Source organism: Thermomonas beijingensis (assembly GCF_020034655.1).
Lineage (GTDB): Bacteria > Pseudomonadota > Gammaproteobacteria > Xanthomonadales > Xanthomonadaceae > Thermomonas > Thermomonas beijingensis.
This window is the reverse complement of record NZ_JAIQDJ010000004.1, coordinates 1-16940: the sequence shown is the minus strand read 5'-3', so window position 1 is coordinate 16940 and position 16940 is coordinate 1. Positions and strand designations below refer to the sequence as shown.

Sequence of the window (16940 nt, the reverse complement as noted above, 5' to 3'; positions counted from 1 at the left end):
GTTACTGCGGGTTGGCCGTTGTTTGGCCCGGCAAGTAGCCCACATCAGCATCTTGCCCTTGACCACCGGGTTTGCCGTCGGCACCGAACGAGTACAGGGTGAATGGATTGTTGCCGCTGGGCTGCGGCGAATATTGATAAGGCTGACCCCACGGGTCGCTTGGTACCGCCTCGTCCAGATACGGCCCGGCCCAACCGCGTGCGGCATCGGCATTGGCCGGTTTATTGGTCAGCAGCAGCAAACCTTCTTGTTCGGTCGGCCAGCGGCTGATATCCAGGCGCATCGTCTGCAACGCACCGCGCAGCATCTTCACCTGCGTTTGCGCCGTCTGCACCTTGGCCTTGTCGGCCTGCCCGAACAGGCGCGGCCCGACCAAGCCCATGATCAGGCCGATGATGACCAGCACCACGATCATTTCCAGCAGGGTGAAACCTGCCTGGTGCGGAAGGGATTGCATATTGCGCTGTCGCATCGAGGAGTCCTGTTGATTCAAGTTGGCGCTGAATGTGTTGCTGCAGATGCCGCTAAACCGCGAGGTCATTGGCGCTGGTAATGGCCAGAATCACGCCTAGGATAATCGTGCCGATCACGCTGCCGATCACCAAAATGGCAATCGGTTCCAGCAGGATCAGTACCCGTTTCATGCGGTTGCGCCCGGCCTCTTCATACAGCTTGGCCAATGAATCCAGCATGGATGCCAATTTGCCGGAGCGCTCGCCCACCCGCACCAGGTTGTAACCGGTGGCGGTCAGCGCATCGTGATCCTCCAGCGCATCGGCCAAGGATGCCCCGCCGCGCACCGCGCGCGCCACCTCGCCCATGCGGGCGCGCCGCTGCGGTAACTGCAAGCCGGCCTGGGCCAATTCCAGGCCACGCATCAACGGCACCTTGTTGCCCAATAGCGCGCCCAGCACCTTGGCCCAGCGCGCCGTGTCGGCCTCCACCAGCCACGGCCCCACCACCGGCCAGCGCGACAATTTATCCATCGCCGCCGCGCGTAATTCCGGTTTGCGCAGTGCCCAAGTGGTCCCCATCGCTGCCAGCACCAGCAGCACCGACAACAGCCCAAAGTTGGCCCGCGTCCAAGTGCCCGCGTGCAGCACCAGCCACGCCAGCAATGGCAGATCCTTGGCGTGCTGCAACAACGACGCAAACTTGGGCACCACGAAAACAAACATGATCGCAACCGCCGCCACCCCGGCCATGACCAGCACCGCCGGGTAGATCAGCGCATTGCGCATTTCGTTGCGTAACTGCTGCTCGTATTCCAGCTGGGTGGAAGCATCGCGCAGGGCGCGCCCCAGCTCACCGGTCAATTCACCCGCACGCGCCAGCTGGATCACGTACTCGGGCAAGGGCAGCCCGCATTTGGCCAACGTGGCGGAAAATGCCTGGCCGCGCTGCAAATCGCGTGACATGGTGGCAAACGCGGCCACGATTTTGGGATGGTGCGCGCCCACCGCCTGGCTGCCCACTGCGTCGGCAATGCTGACCCCGGAGGTCAGCATGGTGGCCAATTCCTGCAACGCCAAAATCACATCGGCATGCCGCAGCCGGCCGCGCTGGGTGCGTCCAGTGGATTCGCCGGAGCGGATTTCGACCACCGACAAGCCACGCCGCTCCAACTGGCGCGCCGCGTCGCGCTCGCTGTCGGCACGCAACATGCCTTCCAGGCTCACGCCTTGCGCATTCAGGACTTGATAGTGAAATCTGGGCATCGGTCAGTCTCAGCTCCCCGCCACGCGCAGCACTTCTTCCACCGTGGTCAACCCTTGCCATGCCTTCAGCAAGCCATCGTCGCGCAGGAACCGGCAACCTTCCTCGCGCGCCAGTTTTTTCATGTCATTGACCGAAGCGCCACTGACGATCAAATGCTGCATCGGCTCGCTCACCGGCACCAGCTCATAAATGCCCAAGCGCCCGCGATACCCGGTATTCATGCACTGGCTGCACCCCACCGCGCTCATCCAGCGCGGGGCCACGCCGGGCAACACCTTCTCGGCAAACACCCGCGCCTCGGCTTCAATCTCGGCCGGCACCGGATGCGGCCGCGTGCAATGCGGGCACAGCCTGCGCACCAAGCGCTGCGCCTGCACGGCGCGCACGGGGGTGGCCACCAGGAAAGGCTCCACGCCCATGTCCACCAGGCGCGTGAACGCGCTGATGGCATCGTTGGTGTGCAATGTACTCAACACCAAATGCCCGGTCAGCGCGGCCTGCACGGCAATTTCGGCGGTTTCCAGATCGCGGATTTCACCGATCATGATCACGTCGGGGTCTTGCCGCAAAATCGAGCGCAGCGCATTGGCGAACGTGAGCCCAATCTCCGGGTGCGCTTGAATCTGGGTGATCGCCGGCAGCTGGAACTCCACCGGGTCTTCCACCGTGATGATTTTTTTCAGCCCGTCATTGGCCGCTGCCAGCGCCGCGTACAAGGTGGTGGATTTACCCGAACCGGTGGGGCCGGTGACCAACACAATCCCGTTGGCCTCGGCGGTCCAGGCTTTCATCAAGGCCAAATGGTCGGCTTCGAAGCCCAGTCGTTCCAGCCCCAGCTCCTTGCGTTCCTTGGGCAGCAGACGCATCACGATGGATTCGCCATGCACGCCCGGCAAGGCCGACACACGAATATCCATTTCCTGCCCGCCCACGCGGGTGGACATGCGCCCGTCCTGCGGCAGGCGGCGCTCGGCAATGTCCATGCCGGAAATCAGTTTCAAGCGCGACGCCACCGCGTCAAAGCGGTCACGCGGCAAGCTCAGGCGGTTGTGCAAGACACCGTCGATGCGGAAACGCACGCTGAAGGTACGCTCTTCCGGCTCCAAATGGATATCTGATGCCCGTTGTTCTACTGCCTGCGCCATCAGATTGCTGACCAGCTCCACCACCGGCGCTTCTTCGGCCATCGCGCGCAGTTGCTGCTCATCGCCGCCGCCAAAAAAATCATCCGCACGCGCACTGTGTGCCAGCCCGTCCAGCATCCGCTCCAGATCCTGCGCCCGACACAAGCACCAATGCACCTTGCGTCCCGGATAGGCGTGCTGCATGGCTTCACGCAAGGTCGGCAGCAGCGGGTCACGCGCCGCGCACAGCAGATCATTGCCCTCTCCCGGCCATACCAGCACCTGCTGATCCAGCAACCAGTCGATGCCGGTCGTGGCCTGCCCTGCGGTCAGCCGCAGCATGTCCTCGTCTGGCAGCGGCACCTCGGCGCCCATCAGCGGCAAGCCCAATTGCCGGCCCAGCACTTGCAGCAAGTTGTCCTCGCTGACCGCACCAATGCGCATCAACACACTGCCCAGCCGGCCGCCGATTTTTTCCTGCAACGCCAGCCCGCGCTCCAGGTCGGCCTCGCCCAGCAAACCGGCGTCCAGCAGCAACTCGCCCAGCAAGCGGTCGCGCGGGGCTGCGCGCAGTGCAACATCAGAGGACATCAGCGAATCCTTTCTTGAATTTGGTAAATGCCCACAGGCCGAACGCATACGCGACCACGGCAACCAACGAATACTGCGCCAGAGTCTGCCAGTCTGGCCACTGACCGTCGAACAATACGCGGCGAATCTGTTCCACCGGAATGGTGATCGGGTTCAGCGCCAACCACGGCTGCGCCAGTGCCGGCATCGCTTGGCGCGGGTAAAACACCGGCCCCAGAAACATGCACACCATCACCAGCGGCCCAACCAATTGGGTCAGGTCGCGCAAATACACCCCCAGCGCGGCCAGCAACCAGCACAGCCCCAACAGCAGCAGGGCATAGGGCAGCACGATCAAGGGCAGCGCCAGCACCGTCGGCGACAAACCGGTGCCCCAGACGGCATTCAGCACCACCAGCACCAGCAGCGCCATCAGCGCATGGAACAACGCGGTCAACAGCGCCACCCAGCCCAACACTTCCAGAGGAAATACCACCTTGGTGACATAATTGGGCTGCCCGGTAACCAAGGTGGGCGCACGTTGCAGCAATTCGGCCAACAGCCCGTGCACCACCATCCCGGCCAGCAGTCGCAGCGCAAACATGCCCATGCCCTGCGCTTCGGCACCCGGCCAGCGGGTGGGGGCCACCACGCCAAACACAAAGGTAAACACCGCCAGCATCAGCAGCGGTGTCAGCAGGGCCCACAGCCCCCCCAGCAGCGAGCCACGGTAGCGACCGCTGATGTCGCGCCAGCTCAGAATGCGGATCAGCGCGGCATGCCGCCACGGGTGGACAAACACATTGGGCAAGTTCAAAACTCCAGGCAGACGCCGCGCACTTCGGCGCGCAATAGAGTACTAAAGAGATCGCACTCGCAACGCCAAGGCATGGGTGTTTGGCGATCGGACTAGGCCACAAAGCCTAGCGTTTGCCGCATTCATATTGCGCTGCCCCCCACCCCCCCGCATCTACGGGGATTGACGCACCCTGAACATTGGGTTAGCGTCCGCACTGCAACTTGATCAACTAGGGGAGCAGGGGGGTTTGCGTCCGGTTCATACCGCCGCAGGTTCGTCAAAAGATTCATCAGAATTCAAGCAAGCCTAGAAGAAGCCGGATGCCGGAGGCCCAGCCTCCTGGTACCGGGCATGGGCCGTGCAGCCGGAGCAAGTTGCAATCAACCGTTTTATAAACTGACAGGAGTTAGTTAGACATGTCTAGCATGAAGAAGAACGTCCTCGCCGTTGCCCTCGTGGCCGGTCTGGGTCTGGCCGGCGCCGCTGCGGCCTACACCTATGGCACCTTGAGTCAAACCGCACCAAACGTTGACCCGCAGTCCAGCCCGGCCAACGCCGCCGATCTGGCCACGCCGGAAAACGTGGCTTACCAGCTGCTGCTGGGCCCGAACTACAACTACACCATGACCGAAGACCTGGTATTCGACATCAATCCGCCGGATAACGCGGTGCAGGTGTCCACCGGCTTCACCGTTCGCGTGAAGTTGAACCGTAACAACTGCGTGGCCTCCGGCCTGCCTTACCCGCAGCCCGACACCACCTGCGCGGATACTGCTGACGGCGCACTGTTCGCCGGTATCGCCCCGACCGCTCCTGAAATGATCCTTGAGCCCTCGCTGGCAGGCGCTGGCTGGACCGTGGCGTTCGATGCCTTCTACGACGGCAACCGCACCGCATCGTTCCGCATCATCCCGCCGGCAGGCAACACCCTGAACCCCAGCGCCGGCATTCTGTTGCGCTGGCGCAATGCCCGCCTGACCAGCCTGAACGAATTCGCAATGGGCGCTGCCAATGGCGGTACCGACAAGGTTGACGCCGAATTCTGGATGGTCAACGCCACCAACGACAGCCGCTACCAGGGCTCCACCACCAGCCGTACCATCCTGAAGCGCGTCAGCGGCGTCACCGCTTGCGCCGACCGGACCCGTTCGGAAGTGGACAAGTACATCGACGTGGCTGACGACTATACTGAAGATCAGCTGCCGAAGACCCTGTTCAGCTTCGACGGCAAGCTGGGCTCGGCCAATGACAACAACCTCGGCGGCAGCGTGACCGCTCCGAGCGATTATGACTCGCAGGTCATCAACCTGGGTGACGTCACCATCAACAACACCGGTGCCGGCAACTTCGTGTTCCTGGGTTCGGATACGTTCACCACCACCATCACCGGCAACGGTGGCGATGACTGGAACGCCTTCGACGACGCCGGCATCAATGACCGCGTGTACCTGATGTACGGCGGCACCGACTGCACCGACGGCACCCTGGTCACCCTGACCAATGCCGGCACCGGCGGTACCGTGTCCGGCAACCAGGTGAGCTTCACCTACACCGCAGCTGCGGCCAACCTGAACATGGCCACCGGTGCGTTCACCAACCGTCTGCGCGTGTGTGCGTTCCAGAACACCAACCGCGTGATCGACGACCATCCGAACCACGTCAACACCACGTTCTTCCGCGCCGGTGCAATCGCCACCCCGGCGTTCAACGACGACCACGCGGGCCAGGTGTGCGACGTGCTGCCGCTGCGTTACAACGGCTCCACGATGGAAATCTTCACCATCAACCCGGGCAGCAACACCACCCAGCGCAGCTTCATCCGCCTGACCAACCGCAGCGCCACCGACGGTTACGTCTCGCTGGAAGGTATCGACAACAACGGTATGCACGGTGCATCGCAAGTGCGCGTGTGGGTGCCGGCCGGTGCCTCGGTGCAGCTGAACTCCACCGACCTGGAAAATGGTACCGGCGGCGCGATCGGCGCTTGGGGTGCTCCGAGTGCTGGCAAGTGGCGCGCAGTCGTCACCGCCGAGTTCCCGGGTCTGGTCGCTTCCAGCCTGGTGAACAGCTCGTTGCCGAACGTGCTGACCAACGTCACCGACAGCGACACCCGTGGCGAGCAGTACCTGCGTGATTACGAAGAAGGCAACTTCTCCGTGCAGGCAGGTCAGCGTCCGTCCGACTTCAACCAAGAGTGGACCCCGGACTTCCACGGCAACGGTGGCTCCACCGGTGAGCCGGGCGGCCCGAACGGTGGTCAGGCTCCGGATGGCGGCCCGAGCGGCGGCCAGACCACGCCGGACGGCAACCCGGGTCTGTAATCGGGAAGTCGGTTTCATCGCTTCAAATCACGGGTGGCCTTCGGGCCACCCGTTTTTTTTGTGCCTTTGGCAGCCATGGGAACTTGCCCTGGCGCGGCTACAATGGCAGTTCAATTTTGATTGCAGCCCCCATGTCAGCGGACTTTCCACTCGCCCATTCGCAGCCGGTCATCGTGGTCAAGGATGTCTGCAAAACGTTCCGAATCTGGGCCAGCCCCGCGCAACGCTTGATTGCCCCCGCCCTACATCGCGCAGGCACGGCGCTGGCGATTGCATCACCCAGCTTCGCGCAGCGCCTGCACGCCTCTGCGCAGCGCAGGCTGCACGTCCATGAAGCCCTGCACGACATCAGCTTCAGCCTGCAGCGTGGGCAGGCGCTGGGCATCATCGGCTTGAATGGCAGCGGCAAAAGCACCCTGCTGCAAATCATTGCCGGGGTCTTGCCGGCGAGCTCGGGGACGGTGTACACCCACGGCCGTGTGGCGGCGCTGCTTGAACTGGGTTCGGGCTTCAACCCCGATCTGACCGGGCGTGAAAACATCTACATCAATGGTGCGATTCTGGGCCTGAGCAGCGCACGCATCGACACCCTGTTGAGCGACATCATCGCGTTCGCCGACATTGGCGATTACATCGACCAACCGGTCAAGACCTATAGCTCGGGCATGGCGGTACGGCTGGCGTTTTCGGTGCAGGTGCATGTGGAGCCCGACATCCTGATCGTGGACGAGGCGCTGGCGGTGGGCGATGCCGCATTCCAAGCCAAGGCCATGACCCGTATCCAGGAAATTCTGGCGCGCGGCACCACCCTGCTGTTTGTCGGCCATGACCTCAATGCGGTGCGCACCTTTTGCCAGCACGCCATCTTGCTGGAGCAGGGCCGCATGGCGATGCTGGGTGCCCCCGAGGAAGTGATCGAGGAGTACTTGTTCCGTGTGCATGCCAAGGCCCAGGCAGCAGGGCTTGCACCTCCGATTCGCACCGCACAGGGATTTCGCTGCGAAGACGGTGGTGTATTGGCCCTGCAGTTTGCCAATGGCATGCAACATTTGGCCCTGGGTTTCGATGCGCCATTCCAGGTTTGCGTTGCGCTGGAAGTGGATCCCGGGCTGGCTGATGTCGCCTGTATCCTGGATATCCTGGATGAGCATGGCGTACCGCTGAGTGGCCGCCGCATTCGCCTGCCGCCGCGCACACCGCAGCAACCGCACGTGCGAATACAGGTGGAGTTTCGTGCGCAATTGGCGCACGGGATTTACCGCATTCGGGCACGACTCGTGCAAGCACCCGATCTGCACCAGCACCATCGCCGCGTGCTGTGCCGACACGAATCCGACTTGTCGTTCGAGGTCATCGACAACTCAATCGAGCGCTTCAATGGCCTGTTCCCGTTGCCTGCCGACGTGCAGGTGCAGGTGTTGCCCGGCAATGACCAACACCCCGACTGAGCCACGCATCGCGTTTTTGATTGGTGGCGTGCAAAAGGCCGGCACCAGCGCGCTGGCGCAGTACTTGTCTGCGCACCCGCAATTGCGCTTGCCATACAACAAGGAAGCGCATGTGTTCGATGCCGAAGACTTTGATGACGGCGCAGACACGGCGGCCATTGATGCGCGGTTTGCCCCCCTGTTCACTGCCGATGCCGGCACTGCCGATACCGCCGCTACGCTGCATGGCGATGCCACGCCGATCTCGTTGTTTCTGCCGCAATGTCTGCCGCGCATCACCCGCTACAACCCTGCACTCCGCTGGATTGTGCTGCTGCGCGAACCGGCCGAACGTGCGCTCTCGCATTACCGCATGGAGCGCGCGCGCGGCTGGGAACACTGGCCGCTGTGGCCGGCCATGTTGCTGGAGCGTTGGCGCTTGCGCCTGGACCGCGATCCACTCGCAACTGACTCGCATCACCGCCGCCACAGCTACCGCGCACGCGGCGACTACGCGCAGCAATTGGACCGGCTGTACGCACAGTTCCCGTCACAGCACGTGTTGCTGCTGCGCAGCGAGCAACTGCGTACCCAGCCTGCGACCTGCGTGGCACAGGTGTGTGCATTTCTGGGGGTGCCCGCGCCACCTGCAAACATCGACTACGCGCCCGTTTTTGTCAGTAACACCCCACCGCCCGCCCGCAACAGCCTGACCATGCGTCTGCTACGCTGGCTGTTGCGGCGCGAACGCCGCGCCCTGCGCGAACGCTACGGGATTACGTTCGACTGATACGGACGCGTCAGCGCGCGCGGCGGCGCAGGTAATCGAGCAGGTCGATGCGGGTAATCAGACCAAGAAACTGTTCGCCATCCATCACGATGGCCACATGGCCACGATCAAACACCGGCAACAGCGCTTCGATCGGTGCGCGCATGTTGACCTTGTCCAACCGCGCCACCATCGCCGCCGACACCGGATCGGCAAACCGCGCTTCATCGCCATACACATGCAGCAATACGTCGGACTCATCCAGCATGCCCACGATGCGCGTGCCCTGCATCACCGGCAGCTGCGAGACATCGCTGGCCTGCATCCGTTGCCATGCCAGGCTCAACGCGTCTTCGGGGGACACCACGATCATGTCCTGCCCGGCAAATGGACGTGGTATCAGGTCACGCAGGTCTCCGTGCGTCGGCCCGCCGGCGGCCTCGGGGAGGCCGCGCAACGCGTTCTGCATGCCCTGCCGAGCCGTTTCCAGCCACTCTTGCAACTGCGCCGGTGCGAGTGCTTCGCGCTGCGCCAAGTCCTGCAAGGTCGTCGCGCCCTGCAACAGCTCCAGCACGCATGCCAATTTTTGGTGCAGTGGGGTGGGGTTTTTTTGTTCGCTCATCGCAACACCGCAGTTTCCAGCGACAGGTTCCAGTGCTCAGGGTAGCATCCGGGTGTCGCTGTCTTGGCACTGGAGTGGCATATCCATGCCAAGGCCAGATCGTGCGCAGCTGCGCCTATCCCGATCTGACCATCGGCGCAGCCGCAGGGATGGCAGCGCCTTGCAACGCCGCCACCCCTGTCCGCGCTTAGTGCGCGCGATCGTACATCTGCAACAAGCGTTGCTTGGCTACCAATTTTTCGCGTTTCATCATGCCAAGGGTGTTGTCGTCCAACGGCAGCACACCCAGTTCCGCATCCATGACTTGGCGGTCGAGTTCGCGGTGGCGATAGAACAGCTGCCGGAACTCGGTATTGGCTTTCATCAACGTTTCGATTTCAGCCTGTGATTGCCCTTCAAACATGGAAACCTCCTGCGTCAACAAATTGCTTCGGGCGGGTGCCCGAAGGCGTGGGGATGGCAACCCAAGGTTGCCGGGGATTGCGCAGCCAGCAGTACGCCGGTTGCGAATACGCGCCAACAAAAACGCCCCGGCGCTGGGCGGCACGGGGCGTCTTCGAATTTGAATTCAACGTTTGCTGCCGACACCGGAACCCGAAACACTGGCCCAGTACGACCGCGCAACTGGCTTGCGGCGGCGATCTCCGGGTTGTCGAACGGGTGCTGCATCGGCCGGTCTCCGGCCAGATGGGGGTGGCAACATCAAACCATCTGGTGGCTTGACGCTACGCCTGCCAGCGCGACTTGGCAAGCCCCCATCGACAGTATTGATTAAGATTCAGCCCCCCCGGAAAGAACATAACCAATTGATTTTATTTAACTTTCGAAATCACGACCTCGACCCGGCGATTTTTTGCACGGCCCGCCGCGGTGCGATTGTCGGCCACCGGCGCGGCCGCGCCCTTGCCTTGCGAGCTGATTTGGTTACGGCTGACCCCTGCCGCCACCAAGCTCGCCCGCACCTGCTGTGCACGCCGCTCCGAAAGCGACTGGTTGGCCGCAGGCTTGCCCTGATTGTCGCTGTAGCCGATCACTTGCACGCTGCCGCTGGGCATTGCCGCCAGGTACATCCCCAGCGCCTTGAGGCTGGCGCTGCCAGCCTTGGTCAGCTGTGCCTGCCCACCGGCAAACACATCACCTGCCAGCGTGTATACGTCGCCACGGGCATCCTGTTTCATCGGCGGCAGCTTGGCCCCGGCCACCAACTCGGCCTCCTTGCGCGCCAGAGCAGCTTCTTTGGCGCGTGCCGCATCCACCTTGTCCTGTTGCTCCACTTGGGCACCATCCAGCACCGCTTCGGCCTGCGCGGCCTGGGCGCGTGCACGCGCCGCGTCTTCGGCCTGGATTTGTGCCTGCAAGCGCAACTGCTCAGCCTCCGCCATGGCGCGGTCGGCGTCGCGCCGGCTGGCCTCCACACGCAGCTCGCTGCGCTCGCTGGCCAAGCGCTCCAGCGCACGCTTGGCCGCTTCGATACGGGCTGCTTGTTCGGCAATCCCTACCCGACGCTCGGCCAGCGCCATTGCCGCAGGCAAATTGCGGCGCGATACGGTGGCCAGCGCGGTCACTGCCTGCTGCGCTTGCAGGCGTTCGTACTGTGCAAACGGGTTGAGCCGGATATCCGCCTCCAGCAGTTGCAGGCGCTGTTCGGGGGTACCGGTGGGTACCACGATATCCAGCGGATTGGCGCTGGCCGGCGTGGGTTCCAGCTTCAGGCGCGCTTGCAAGCCGGCGACTTCGGCTTGCTGTTGCTGCAAATCGGCTCGCGTACGGGCAGCGGCACTGCGTACCCGCGCCAGATCTGCATCGGCAGTGGCGGTAACGGCGGCATCCCGCGCCTCATCATCACGCCCCCGCGCCATCGCCGCCTGCGCGCGCTGCAAACCCGTGCGCGCGTTGGCCAATGCGTCGGCGGCGTATTGGTCGGCATCGGCCGCGTCGGCGCGATTGACCGCTTGTTGCGCGGCATCCAGTTCGGCGGTGGGCGGCGGCAAACTGGCGCAACCGCTGATCAACAAGGAGCCACACAGCAGTGGGGCATACAGGGACGCCGGAATTTGTGCGAAGCTTGAGCGCATGGGAGGTCGCATCTCGTGACGAAATCGCGACCATTGTGGGAATCTGGCGTCGGGCTTGCAACGCCAGGCACGGCAACTTGGGGAAACAGTATGGATATCAGCCACTATTTCAAGCTGATGGCGGAGAAAGATGCCTCGGACATGTTCCTGTCCACTGGCGCACCGATCAGCATCAAGATGGAAGGCGTGTTGCAGCCGATGAGCGACGCCACCCTGACCGCTGGCGAATGCAAAATGATTGCCTATTCGCTGATGGACAGCGCGCAAATTTCTGAATTCGAGCGCGAAAAAGAATTGAACATGGCGATCTCGGTGCCCGGTAGTGGACGCTTCCGTGTCAACGTGTTCCAGCAACGCGGCGAAGTGGGCATGGTGATCCGTACCATCCGCAGCATCATTCCTACCATCGAAGACTTGCAGCTGCCGCAGGTGTTGAAGGACATCATCATGGCCCCACGCGGGCTGGTGCTGATCGTCGGCTCCACCGGCTCGGGCAAGTCCACCACGCTGGCCTCGATGATCGACTACCGCAACACCACCAGCACCGGCCATATTCTGACCATTGAAGACCCGATTGAATATTTGCATCGGCACAAGCGCTCGGTGGTCAACCAGCGCGAGGTAGGCCTGGATACGCATAGCTTCCACGCCGCACTGAAGAACGCGATGCGCGAAGCGCCCGATGTGATCCTGATTGGCGAAATCCGCGACGAGGCCACGATGGAAGCGGCGATTGCTTTCGCCGAAACCGGGCATATTTGCCTGGCCACGTTGCACTCCAACAACGCCGACCAGACCATCGAGCGCATTCTCAATTTCTTCCCTGAAGGCGCGCACAAGAACGTGCTGATGAACTTGGCGCTGAACCTGAAAGCGGTGGTCAGTCAACGCCTGGTGCTGGGCGTGGATGGCCGCCGACTACCGGCCACCGAGGTGCTGATCAACACCCCGATGATCCGCGACTTGCTGCGTCGCGGGCAGGTGCACGAGGTCAAGATGGCGATGGAAGAATCCCTGCAAGATGGCATGCAGACCTTCGACCAGTGCCTGTTCCGGCTCTACAAGGAAGGTCGGATCGAAATGGAAGAAGCGTTGAAGGCCGCCGATTCACGCGATGGTTTGGCGCTGAAATTCCGCTTGTCGGAAGGCGCCAGTGGCGATCACGACCCCTACGCCGACGTGTTTGCCGCGCACTGAGGTTGCGGGCTTCAGCGGGGTGCGTCCGGTTGATTTTCCGGGCGCGCCGCATCGAACGCCGGCAATTGCAAACAGGTCTGTTCGATTCGCTCGATCGTCGGATAATCCGCCATCGTGATCCCGAAGCGACGTGCGTTGTACACCTGCGGCACCACGCAGCAGTCGGCCAGGCTAGGCACATTGCCCTCGCAATAATCACCGGTGGACGGATGCCCGGCCAGCATGGCCTCCAGTGCGGCAAAGCCGTCCATGATCCAATGCTTGACCCATTGCTCACGCTCGAGTGCAGGCAGGCTCCATTCGTGCTCGAAGTACTGCAACACCCGCAGATTATTGAGCGGGTGGATATCGCAGGCGACCAACTGCGCCAAGGCGCGCACCCGTTGCCGTTCGCGGGCGGTGGCCGGCAGCAATGGCGGGGTTGGCCAGACTTCGTCCAGATATTCCAGGATCGCAAGTGATTGGGTGAGCTGACGCTGACCATGTTTCAAGGTCGGCACCAGTTCTTGCGGATTGATCTGCCGGTAGGCCGCAGTATGTTGCTGACCACCGTCCTGCACCAAATGCACAGGTACGGTGGTGCAGGCCAAGCCTTTCAAATTCAGCCCAATGCGCACCCGATACGCCGCACTGGAACGCCAGTAGGAATACAGCAGCAAGGATTCGCTCATGGCGACACCTTAGCGCGATGGCAGCCGTGTACTGCCACCGCTGGCACCGCTGCCACGACCGTCCAACCGATTGCCATCAAGGCGCTGGCTGGTGTTCGATGCGCTGTTCGATTGCGCCAAAAATGCTGGCGCCGGCACGGTCAAGCACTTCAATCCGCACCACATCGCCAAACGCCATGAACGGCGTGCTGGGCTTGCCATCGCGCAAGGTTTCCACGGTCCGCTGCTCGGCAAAACACGAGGCCCCCAGACTGGTGTCCTCATTGGCCACCGTGCCAGAACCCACCAGGGTGCCGGCCGACAATGGCCGCGTTTTTGCGGCATGCGCAACCAATTGTGCAAAGTTGAACTGCATGTCCACGCCCGCTTCCGGTGCGCCAAACCAGACACCGTTGATGTGGGTGAGCATCGGCAGATGCAGTTTGCTGTCCTGCCACGCATCGCCCAACTCATCGGGCGTCACCAACACTGGGCTTAACGTGCTGCGCGGTTTGGACTGCAAGAAGCCGAAGCCTTTGGCCAACTCCGGTGGAATCAGATTGCGCAGCGACACATCGTTGATCAAGCCAATCAACTGGATGTGCCCGGCCGCCTGTTCTGCGGTCACCGCCATCGGCACATCATCGGTGACGATGACCACTTCGGCCTCCAGATCGATGCCGTAGTCTTCGCTGACCACGCGCACCGGGTCACGCGGGCCATTGAAGCCGGCACTGACCGCTTGGTACATCAGCGGATCCACATAGAAACTTTCCGGCACCTGCGCGCCACGCGCACGTCGCACGCGCTCGACATGTGGCAAATATGCACTGCCATCGACAAATTCATACGCACGCGGCAGTGGTGCGGCCAATGCGTGCATGTCCAGCGCGAAGGCAGCATTGGCCGTGCCGGCATTGAGTGCTTCCGACAGCGCGTTGAGGCGCGGCGCGGTGTTCTCCCAGTCCTCCAGCGCTTGTTGCAGGGTCGCGGCAATGCCGGTGGCTCGCACCGCCTGCGACAAATCACGCGACACCACTATCAAGGTGCCGTCGCGCCCACCTTCTTTGAGAGACCCCAGTTTCATGAACACCTCGCCTGCTGCGTAATGGTTGCAATTGTAACTTCATCCGTCATAAACGACAGCGCGGGGCTACCGCTTGGAGGCTTCTCGGCAACATGAATGTTGCCGAGAAGCCTCCAAGGATGGATTCACGGCATGTCCGACAAAGGGGAGCCCCGCGCTGTCCACGCGATTGGACTGGGTTTGGTGATGGCACTAGCCCCCCAAAAAACCCGCCGCCCGCAACGTCAGCACCAGCGTATCGCGATGCCCGGCAACACCGTGCAACGGCTGAATGGGGGTCGATTCGTGGATCACCCGCGCATCGTCCATCAACAATAATGACCACGGCTGATCCAGCGTAAAGCGCTGACCATTCGGGCCATGCGCATCAAACACCCGGGTCTCCCCCCCCTTGATCGCATGTCGTGCAACCAGCAGCACCGCCACGAAATCCACGCCATCACGATGCGCGCCTTCCGGCGTAGGCCGGCCTACGCCATCACTGGTGTCGATCCGGAATTGATGTGCTTCCACATGCCAGCGTGGCACCGGCCGCTGCGCGCTGCATACCCGCGCCAGCGCCAGAATCAGCGCCGACCACGCCGCTTGCCGCACGGTCTCGGGCAACACCGGTTCAAACCAGCGTTCCATCCCACCGTGCAGTGCGTTGTATTCCACCGGCTGCCAATGCATCCGGTGTGGCACCTGCTGCAACTGATCGTCTTCAGCAATAAAACACGCATGCCGTCGTTTGCGATAGCGACCGCCATCTTTCAGATAACGATCAAGGCATAAAGACTCCCACGACGGCTCAAGCGCCTGCAACGCGGACAACGGCACACCCGCCAACGCCGCTACATCCGCTGCCGCCAACACGACATACCCGCGCTGATGCAGCACACGATCCAAATCAGGCAACGCGATGGCAGGGGGTGCGAAAGCAGTGACAGGCGACATCAGACAACTCCGGGCAAGCGCTGCATTGTCGCACCGCTAACACGCACGCAAAACAAAACTCGCCTTGGGTGGGTCAACTTTGTCCAGCCGATGGCTGGAAAACAGGGGTCAGAGTCGACTTTCTCGGGCTTTCCCTAAAGGGAAAACAGGGGTCAGAGTCGACTTTCTCGGGCTTTCCCTAAAAATTCGACTCCGACCCCTGTTTTCACTGATGGTGCCCAAGCGTGTATCGGTCAGATCGAAAACTCGACTCTGACCCCCGTTTTCTCCCCGTTTTCTCTCTTTTTGCTGTTTCAATCCCGGTAATGGCGGGATGATTCGGCACTCGATGTCCAGGTTCGTTGCACAGTTGCGTAGTACCGAGGGCCGGCATGTCGTCGGTGCCATGCCATCTACTGGAACCTGCTTTCATGAAGAAGCGATTGATCCTCGGCTTACTGTCCGTCACAGCACTCGCGGCGACTGGCCTGTACGCAGCGAACGCGCAGCACCCCGCGACCATGCTGGTGCTGGATGCCTCCGGCTCGATGTGGGGCCAGATCGGCGGCAAAGCGAAGATCGCCATTGCCCGCGAGGCGGTCGATGCGATGCTGGATGGCTGGAATGGCGGTGACCTCGGGTTGATGGCGTACGGCCACAATCGCAAAGGCGATTGTGGCGACATCGAAGTCCTGCAAGCAGTTGGCCCCGCAACTGCGGCCGGTATCCGCGCACGCGTTGCTGCGCTCAACCCGAAGGGCATGACCCCGATCAGTGCAGCCGTGCGACAGGCCGCGGCGCAGCTGCGCTTCACCGAGCGCAAGGCCACCGTGATCCTGGTCAGTGATGGCGAGGAAACCTGCAACGCCGATCCATGCGCGCTCGGCAAGGAGCTGGAAGCGGCCGGGGTGGACTTCACCGCGCACGTGGTCGGCTTCGATATCCAGAAGGGCAGCAAGGCGCACAAGCAATTGCAGTGCCTGGCGGCGAACACGGGCGGACGCTATGTGGATGCCAAGGACGCCGGTGAATTGAACCGCGCGCTGCAATCCGTTGCGTCAGCCGACAAGCCCCGGCAGCGCGATGGCGACCCCGACATGACCGGGCGCATGTACGACACGAGTTTTGGCCGACTGACGATCTCCCAGTGGACCAGTGACCGCATGGCCGGTCGGTACGCGGGTGCAGCGAGCGATGGTTCCGACGCCGGCCGGATCGAGGGCGTGGTGACGCAGGATGCCCGCGACGGCAGCGCCAGCCTCAAGGGATTCTGGACCCAGAAGACGGCCGGGCAGCGCTGCGAGACCCCCAGGGACGGCACGCACTACTGGGGTTCGGCGACGCTCATCTTCAATCGCAAGCGCACCGAATTCCAGGGGTACTGGGATTATTGCGATGCGGGCGGCGCAGCGGAGGGTGCGTGGCACGGGACGCTGATCGGACCCGATCCGGCCCTTAAAAAGTAAAAGGGAAACAGGGCTCAGAGTCGACTTTTCCCCGGATGGTGCGCAGGTGTGAACCGGTCAAATCGGGAAAGGGGTCAGAGTGGAGTGGCCCGCCTTCCATAGACACCTGAGAATGGGGACAACCCCGGAGGTGTTGGATGGAAAGACAGAGATTCACTGCCGAGTTCAAGCGCGAGGCCGTGCGTTTGATGGAGCGCGG

General features: G+C 62.4%; 14 protein-coding genes and 1 pseudogene. 5 read left to right on the top strand and 10 right to left on the bottom strand.

The annotated features are described in order from the left end of the window. Position 1: 1 nt before the first annotated feature. Genes gspG through K7B09_RS08745 form a run of 4 tightly spaced genes read right to left on the bottom strand, consistent with a single transcriptional unit; the run spans position 2 to position 4215 of the window. Positions 2-472, bottom strand: a complete 471-nt coding sequence (gene gspG / locus K7B09_RS08760) for a type II secretion system major pseudopilin GspG (RefSeq protein ID WP_223629080.1) — start codon at positions 470-472, stop codon at positions 2-4. Positions 473-524: 52 nt separating this feature from the next. After that, on the bottom strand, positions 525-1718 hold the full coding sequence (locus K7B09_RS08755) for a type II secretion system F family protein (RefSeq protein WP_223629079.1): 1194 nt from the start codon (positions 1716-1718) through the stop codon (positions 525-527). 9 nt (positions 1719-1727) lie between these two features. Continuing rightward, positions 1728-3434, bottom strand: a complete 1707-nt coding sequence (locus K7B09_RS08750; protein WP_223629078.1) for a GspE/PulE family protein — start codon at positions 3432-3434, stop codon at positions 1728-1730. After that, on the bottom strand, positions 3424-4215 hold the full coding sequence (locus K7B09_RS08745) for an ABC transporter permease (RefSeq protein WP_223629200.1): 792 nt from the start codon (positions 4213-4215) through the stop codon (positions 3424-3426). Before K7B09_RS08745 ends, K7B09_RS08750 begins: the two co-directional genes overlap by 11 nt. A gap of 413 nt (positions 4216-4628) precedes the next feature. Between K7B09_RS08745 and K7B09_RS08740 the strand changes: the two genes are divergently transcribed. From K7B09_RS08740 to K7B09_RS08730, 3 genes are all read left to right on the top strand, one after another. Next, complete coding sequence (locus tag K7B09_RS08740; RefSeq protein WP_223629077.1) at positions 4629-6533, top strand: hypothetical protein; 1905 nt, start codon at positions 4629-4631, stop codon at positions 6531-6533. Between the two features lie 131 nt (positions 6534-6664). After that, the gene (locus K7B09_RS08735; RefSeq protein ID WP_223629076.1) at positions 6665-7981 is read left to right on the top strand and encodes an ABC transporter ATP-binding protein; all 1317 of its coding nucleotides are present in this window, start codon (positions 6665-6667) and stop codon (positions 7979-7981) included. Then, positions 7962-8750, top strand: a complete 789-nt coding sequence (locus K7B09_RS08730) for a sulfotransferase (RefSeq protein WP_223629075.1) — start codon at positions 7962-7964, stop codon at positions 8748-8750. Before K7B09_RS08735 ends, K7B09_RS08730 begins: the two co-directional genes overlap by 20 nt. 10 nt (positions 8751-8760) lie before the next feature. Here K7B09_RS08730 and K7B09_RS08725 read toward each other — a convergent pair. The 3 genes and pseudogenes from K7B09_RS08725 to K7B09_RS08715 all read right to left on the bottom strand — a co-directional run. After that, positions 8761-9156: pseudogene (locus K7B09_RS08725) on the bottom strand (CBS domain-containing protein); the annotation flags it as partial. A 382-nt stretch (positions 9157-9538) separates the two neighbouring features. After that, positions 9539-9754, bottom strand: coding sequence for an HP1242/YdcH family protein (locus K7B09_RS08720; protein WP_223629074.1), 216 nt, complete (start codon positions 9752-9754; stop codon positions 9539-9541). Between the two features lie 409 nt (positions 9755-10163). Then, on the bottom strand, positions 10164-11426 hold the full coding sequence (locus K7B09_RS08715) for an OmpA family protein (RefSeq protein ID WP_223629073.1): 1263 nt from the start codon (positions 11424-11426) through the stop codon (positions 10164-10166). A 90-nt stretch (positions 11427-11516) separates the two neighbouring features. On the opposite strand from K7B09_RS08715, the gene K7B09_RS08710 reads away from it, so the two are divergent. Beyond that, complete coding sequence (locus tag K7B09_RS08710; RefSeq protein ID WP_223629072.1) at positions 11517-12623, top strand: PilT/PilU family type 4a pilus ATPase; 1107 nt, start codon at positions 11517-11519, stop codon at positions 12621-12623. Between the two features lie 11 nt (positions 12624-12634). Here K7B09_RS08710 and maiA read toward each other — a convergent pair whose 3' ends face one another. The 3 genes from maiA to K7B09_RS08695 form a co-directional block, all read right to left on the bottom strand. Beyond that, positions 12635-13294 (bottom strand): maleylacetoacetate isomerase, encoded by a 660-nt coding sequence (gene maiA / locus K7B09_RS08705; RefSeq protein WP_223629071.1) that lies wholly within the window; start codon positions 13292-13294, stop codon positions 12635-12637. 76 nt (positions 13295-13370) lie between these two features. Next, the gene (locus tag K7B09_RS08700; RefSeq protein ID WP_223629070.1) at positions 13371-14360 is read right to left on the bottom strand and encodes a fumarylacetoacetate hydrolase family protein; all 990 of its coding nucleotides are present in this window, start codon (positions 14358-14360) and stop codon (positions 13371-13373) included. Between the two features lie 192 nt (positions 14361-14552). Then, positions 14553-15296 (bottom strand): 2OG-Fe dioxygenase family protein, encoded by a 744-nt coding sequence (locus K7B09_RS08695; protein ID WP_223629069.1) that lies wholly within the window; start codon positions 15294-15296, stop codon positions 14553-14555. 410 nt (positions 15297-15706) lie between these two features. Here K7B09_RS08695 and K7B09_RS08690 point away from each other — a divergent pair, with 410 nt between their 5' ends. Then, positions 15707-16741: a vWA domain-containing protein gene (locus K7B09_RS08690; RefSeq protein ID WP_223629068.1), complete on the top strand. Its 1035-nt coding sequence runs from the start codon at positions 15707-15709 to the stop codon at positions 16739-16741. The last annotated feature ends 199 nt before the right edge of the window (positions 16742-16940 follow it).

Bases quoted from the DNA above. Each gene is read 5' to 3' on its own strand.
- K7B09_RS08695 (WP_223629069.1), bottom strand. From the start codon at position 15,296: ATGTCGCCTGTCACTGCTTTCGCACCCCCTGCCATCGCGTTGCCTGAT.
- K7B09_RS08700 (WP_223629070.1), bottom strand. From the start codon at position 14,360: ATGAAACTGGGGTCTCTCAAAGAAGGTGGGCGCGACGGCACCTTGATA.
- gspG (WP_223629080.1), bottom strand. From the start codon at position 472: ATGCGACAGCGCAATATGCAATCCCTTCCGCACCAGGCAGGTTTCACC.
- K7B09_RS08755 (WP_223629079.1), bottom strand. From the start codon at position 1,718: ATGCCCAGATTTCACTATCAAGTCCTGAATGCGCAAGGCGTGAGCCTG.
- K7B09_RS08710 (WP_223629072.1), top strand. From the start codon at position 11,517: ATGGATATCAGCCACTATTTCAAGCTGATGGCGGAGAAAGATGCCTCG.
- K7B09_RS08730 (WP_223629075.1), top strand. From the start codon at position 7,962: ATGACCAACACCCCGACTGAGCCACGCATCGCGTTTTTGATTGGTGGC.
- K7B09_RS08690 (WP_223629068.1), top strand. From the start codon at position 15,707: ATGAAGAAGCGATTGATCCTCGGCTTACTGTCCGTCACAGCACTCGCG.
- K7B09_RS08740 (WP_223629077.1), top strand. From the start codon at position 4,629: ATGTCTAGCATGAAGAAGAACGTCCTCGCCGTTGCCCTCGTGGCCGGT.
- K7B09_RS08715 (WP_223629073.1), bottom strand. From the start codon at position 11,426: ATGCGCTCAAGCTTCGCACAAATTCCGGCGTCCCTGTATGCCCCACTG.
- maiA (WP_223629071.1), bottom strand. From the start codon at position 13,294: ATGAGCGAATCCTTGCTGCTGTATTCCTACTGGCGTTCCAGTGCGGCG.
- K7B09_RS08735 (WP_223629076.1), top strand. From the start codon at position 6,665: ATGTCAGCGGACTTTCCACTCGCCCATTCGCAGCCGGTCATCGTGGTC.
- K7B09_RS08720 (WP_223629074.1), bottom strand. From the start codon at position 9,754: ATGTTTGAAGGGCAATCACAGGCTGAAATCGAAACGTTGATGAAAGCC.
- K7B09_RS08750 (WP_223629078.1), bottom strand. From the start codon at position 3,434: ATGTCCTCTGATGTTGCACTGCGCGCAGCCCCGCGCGACCGCTTGCTG.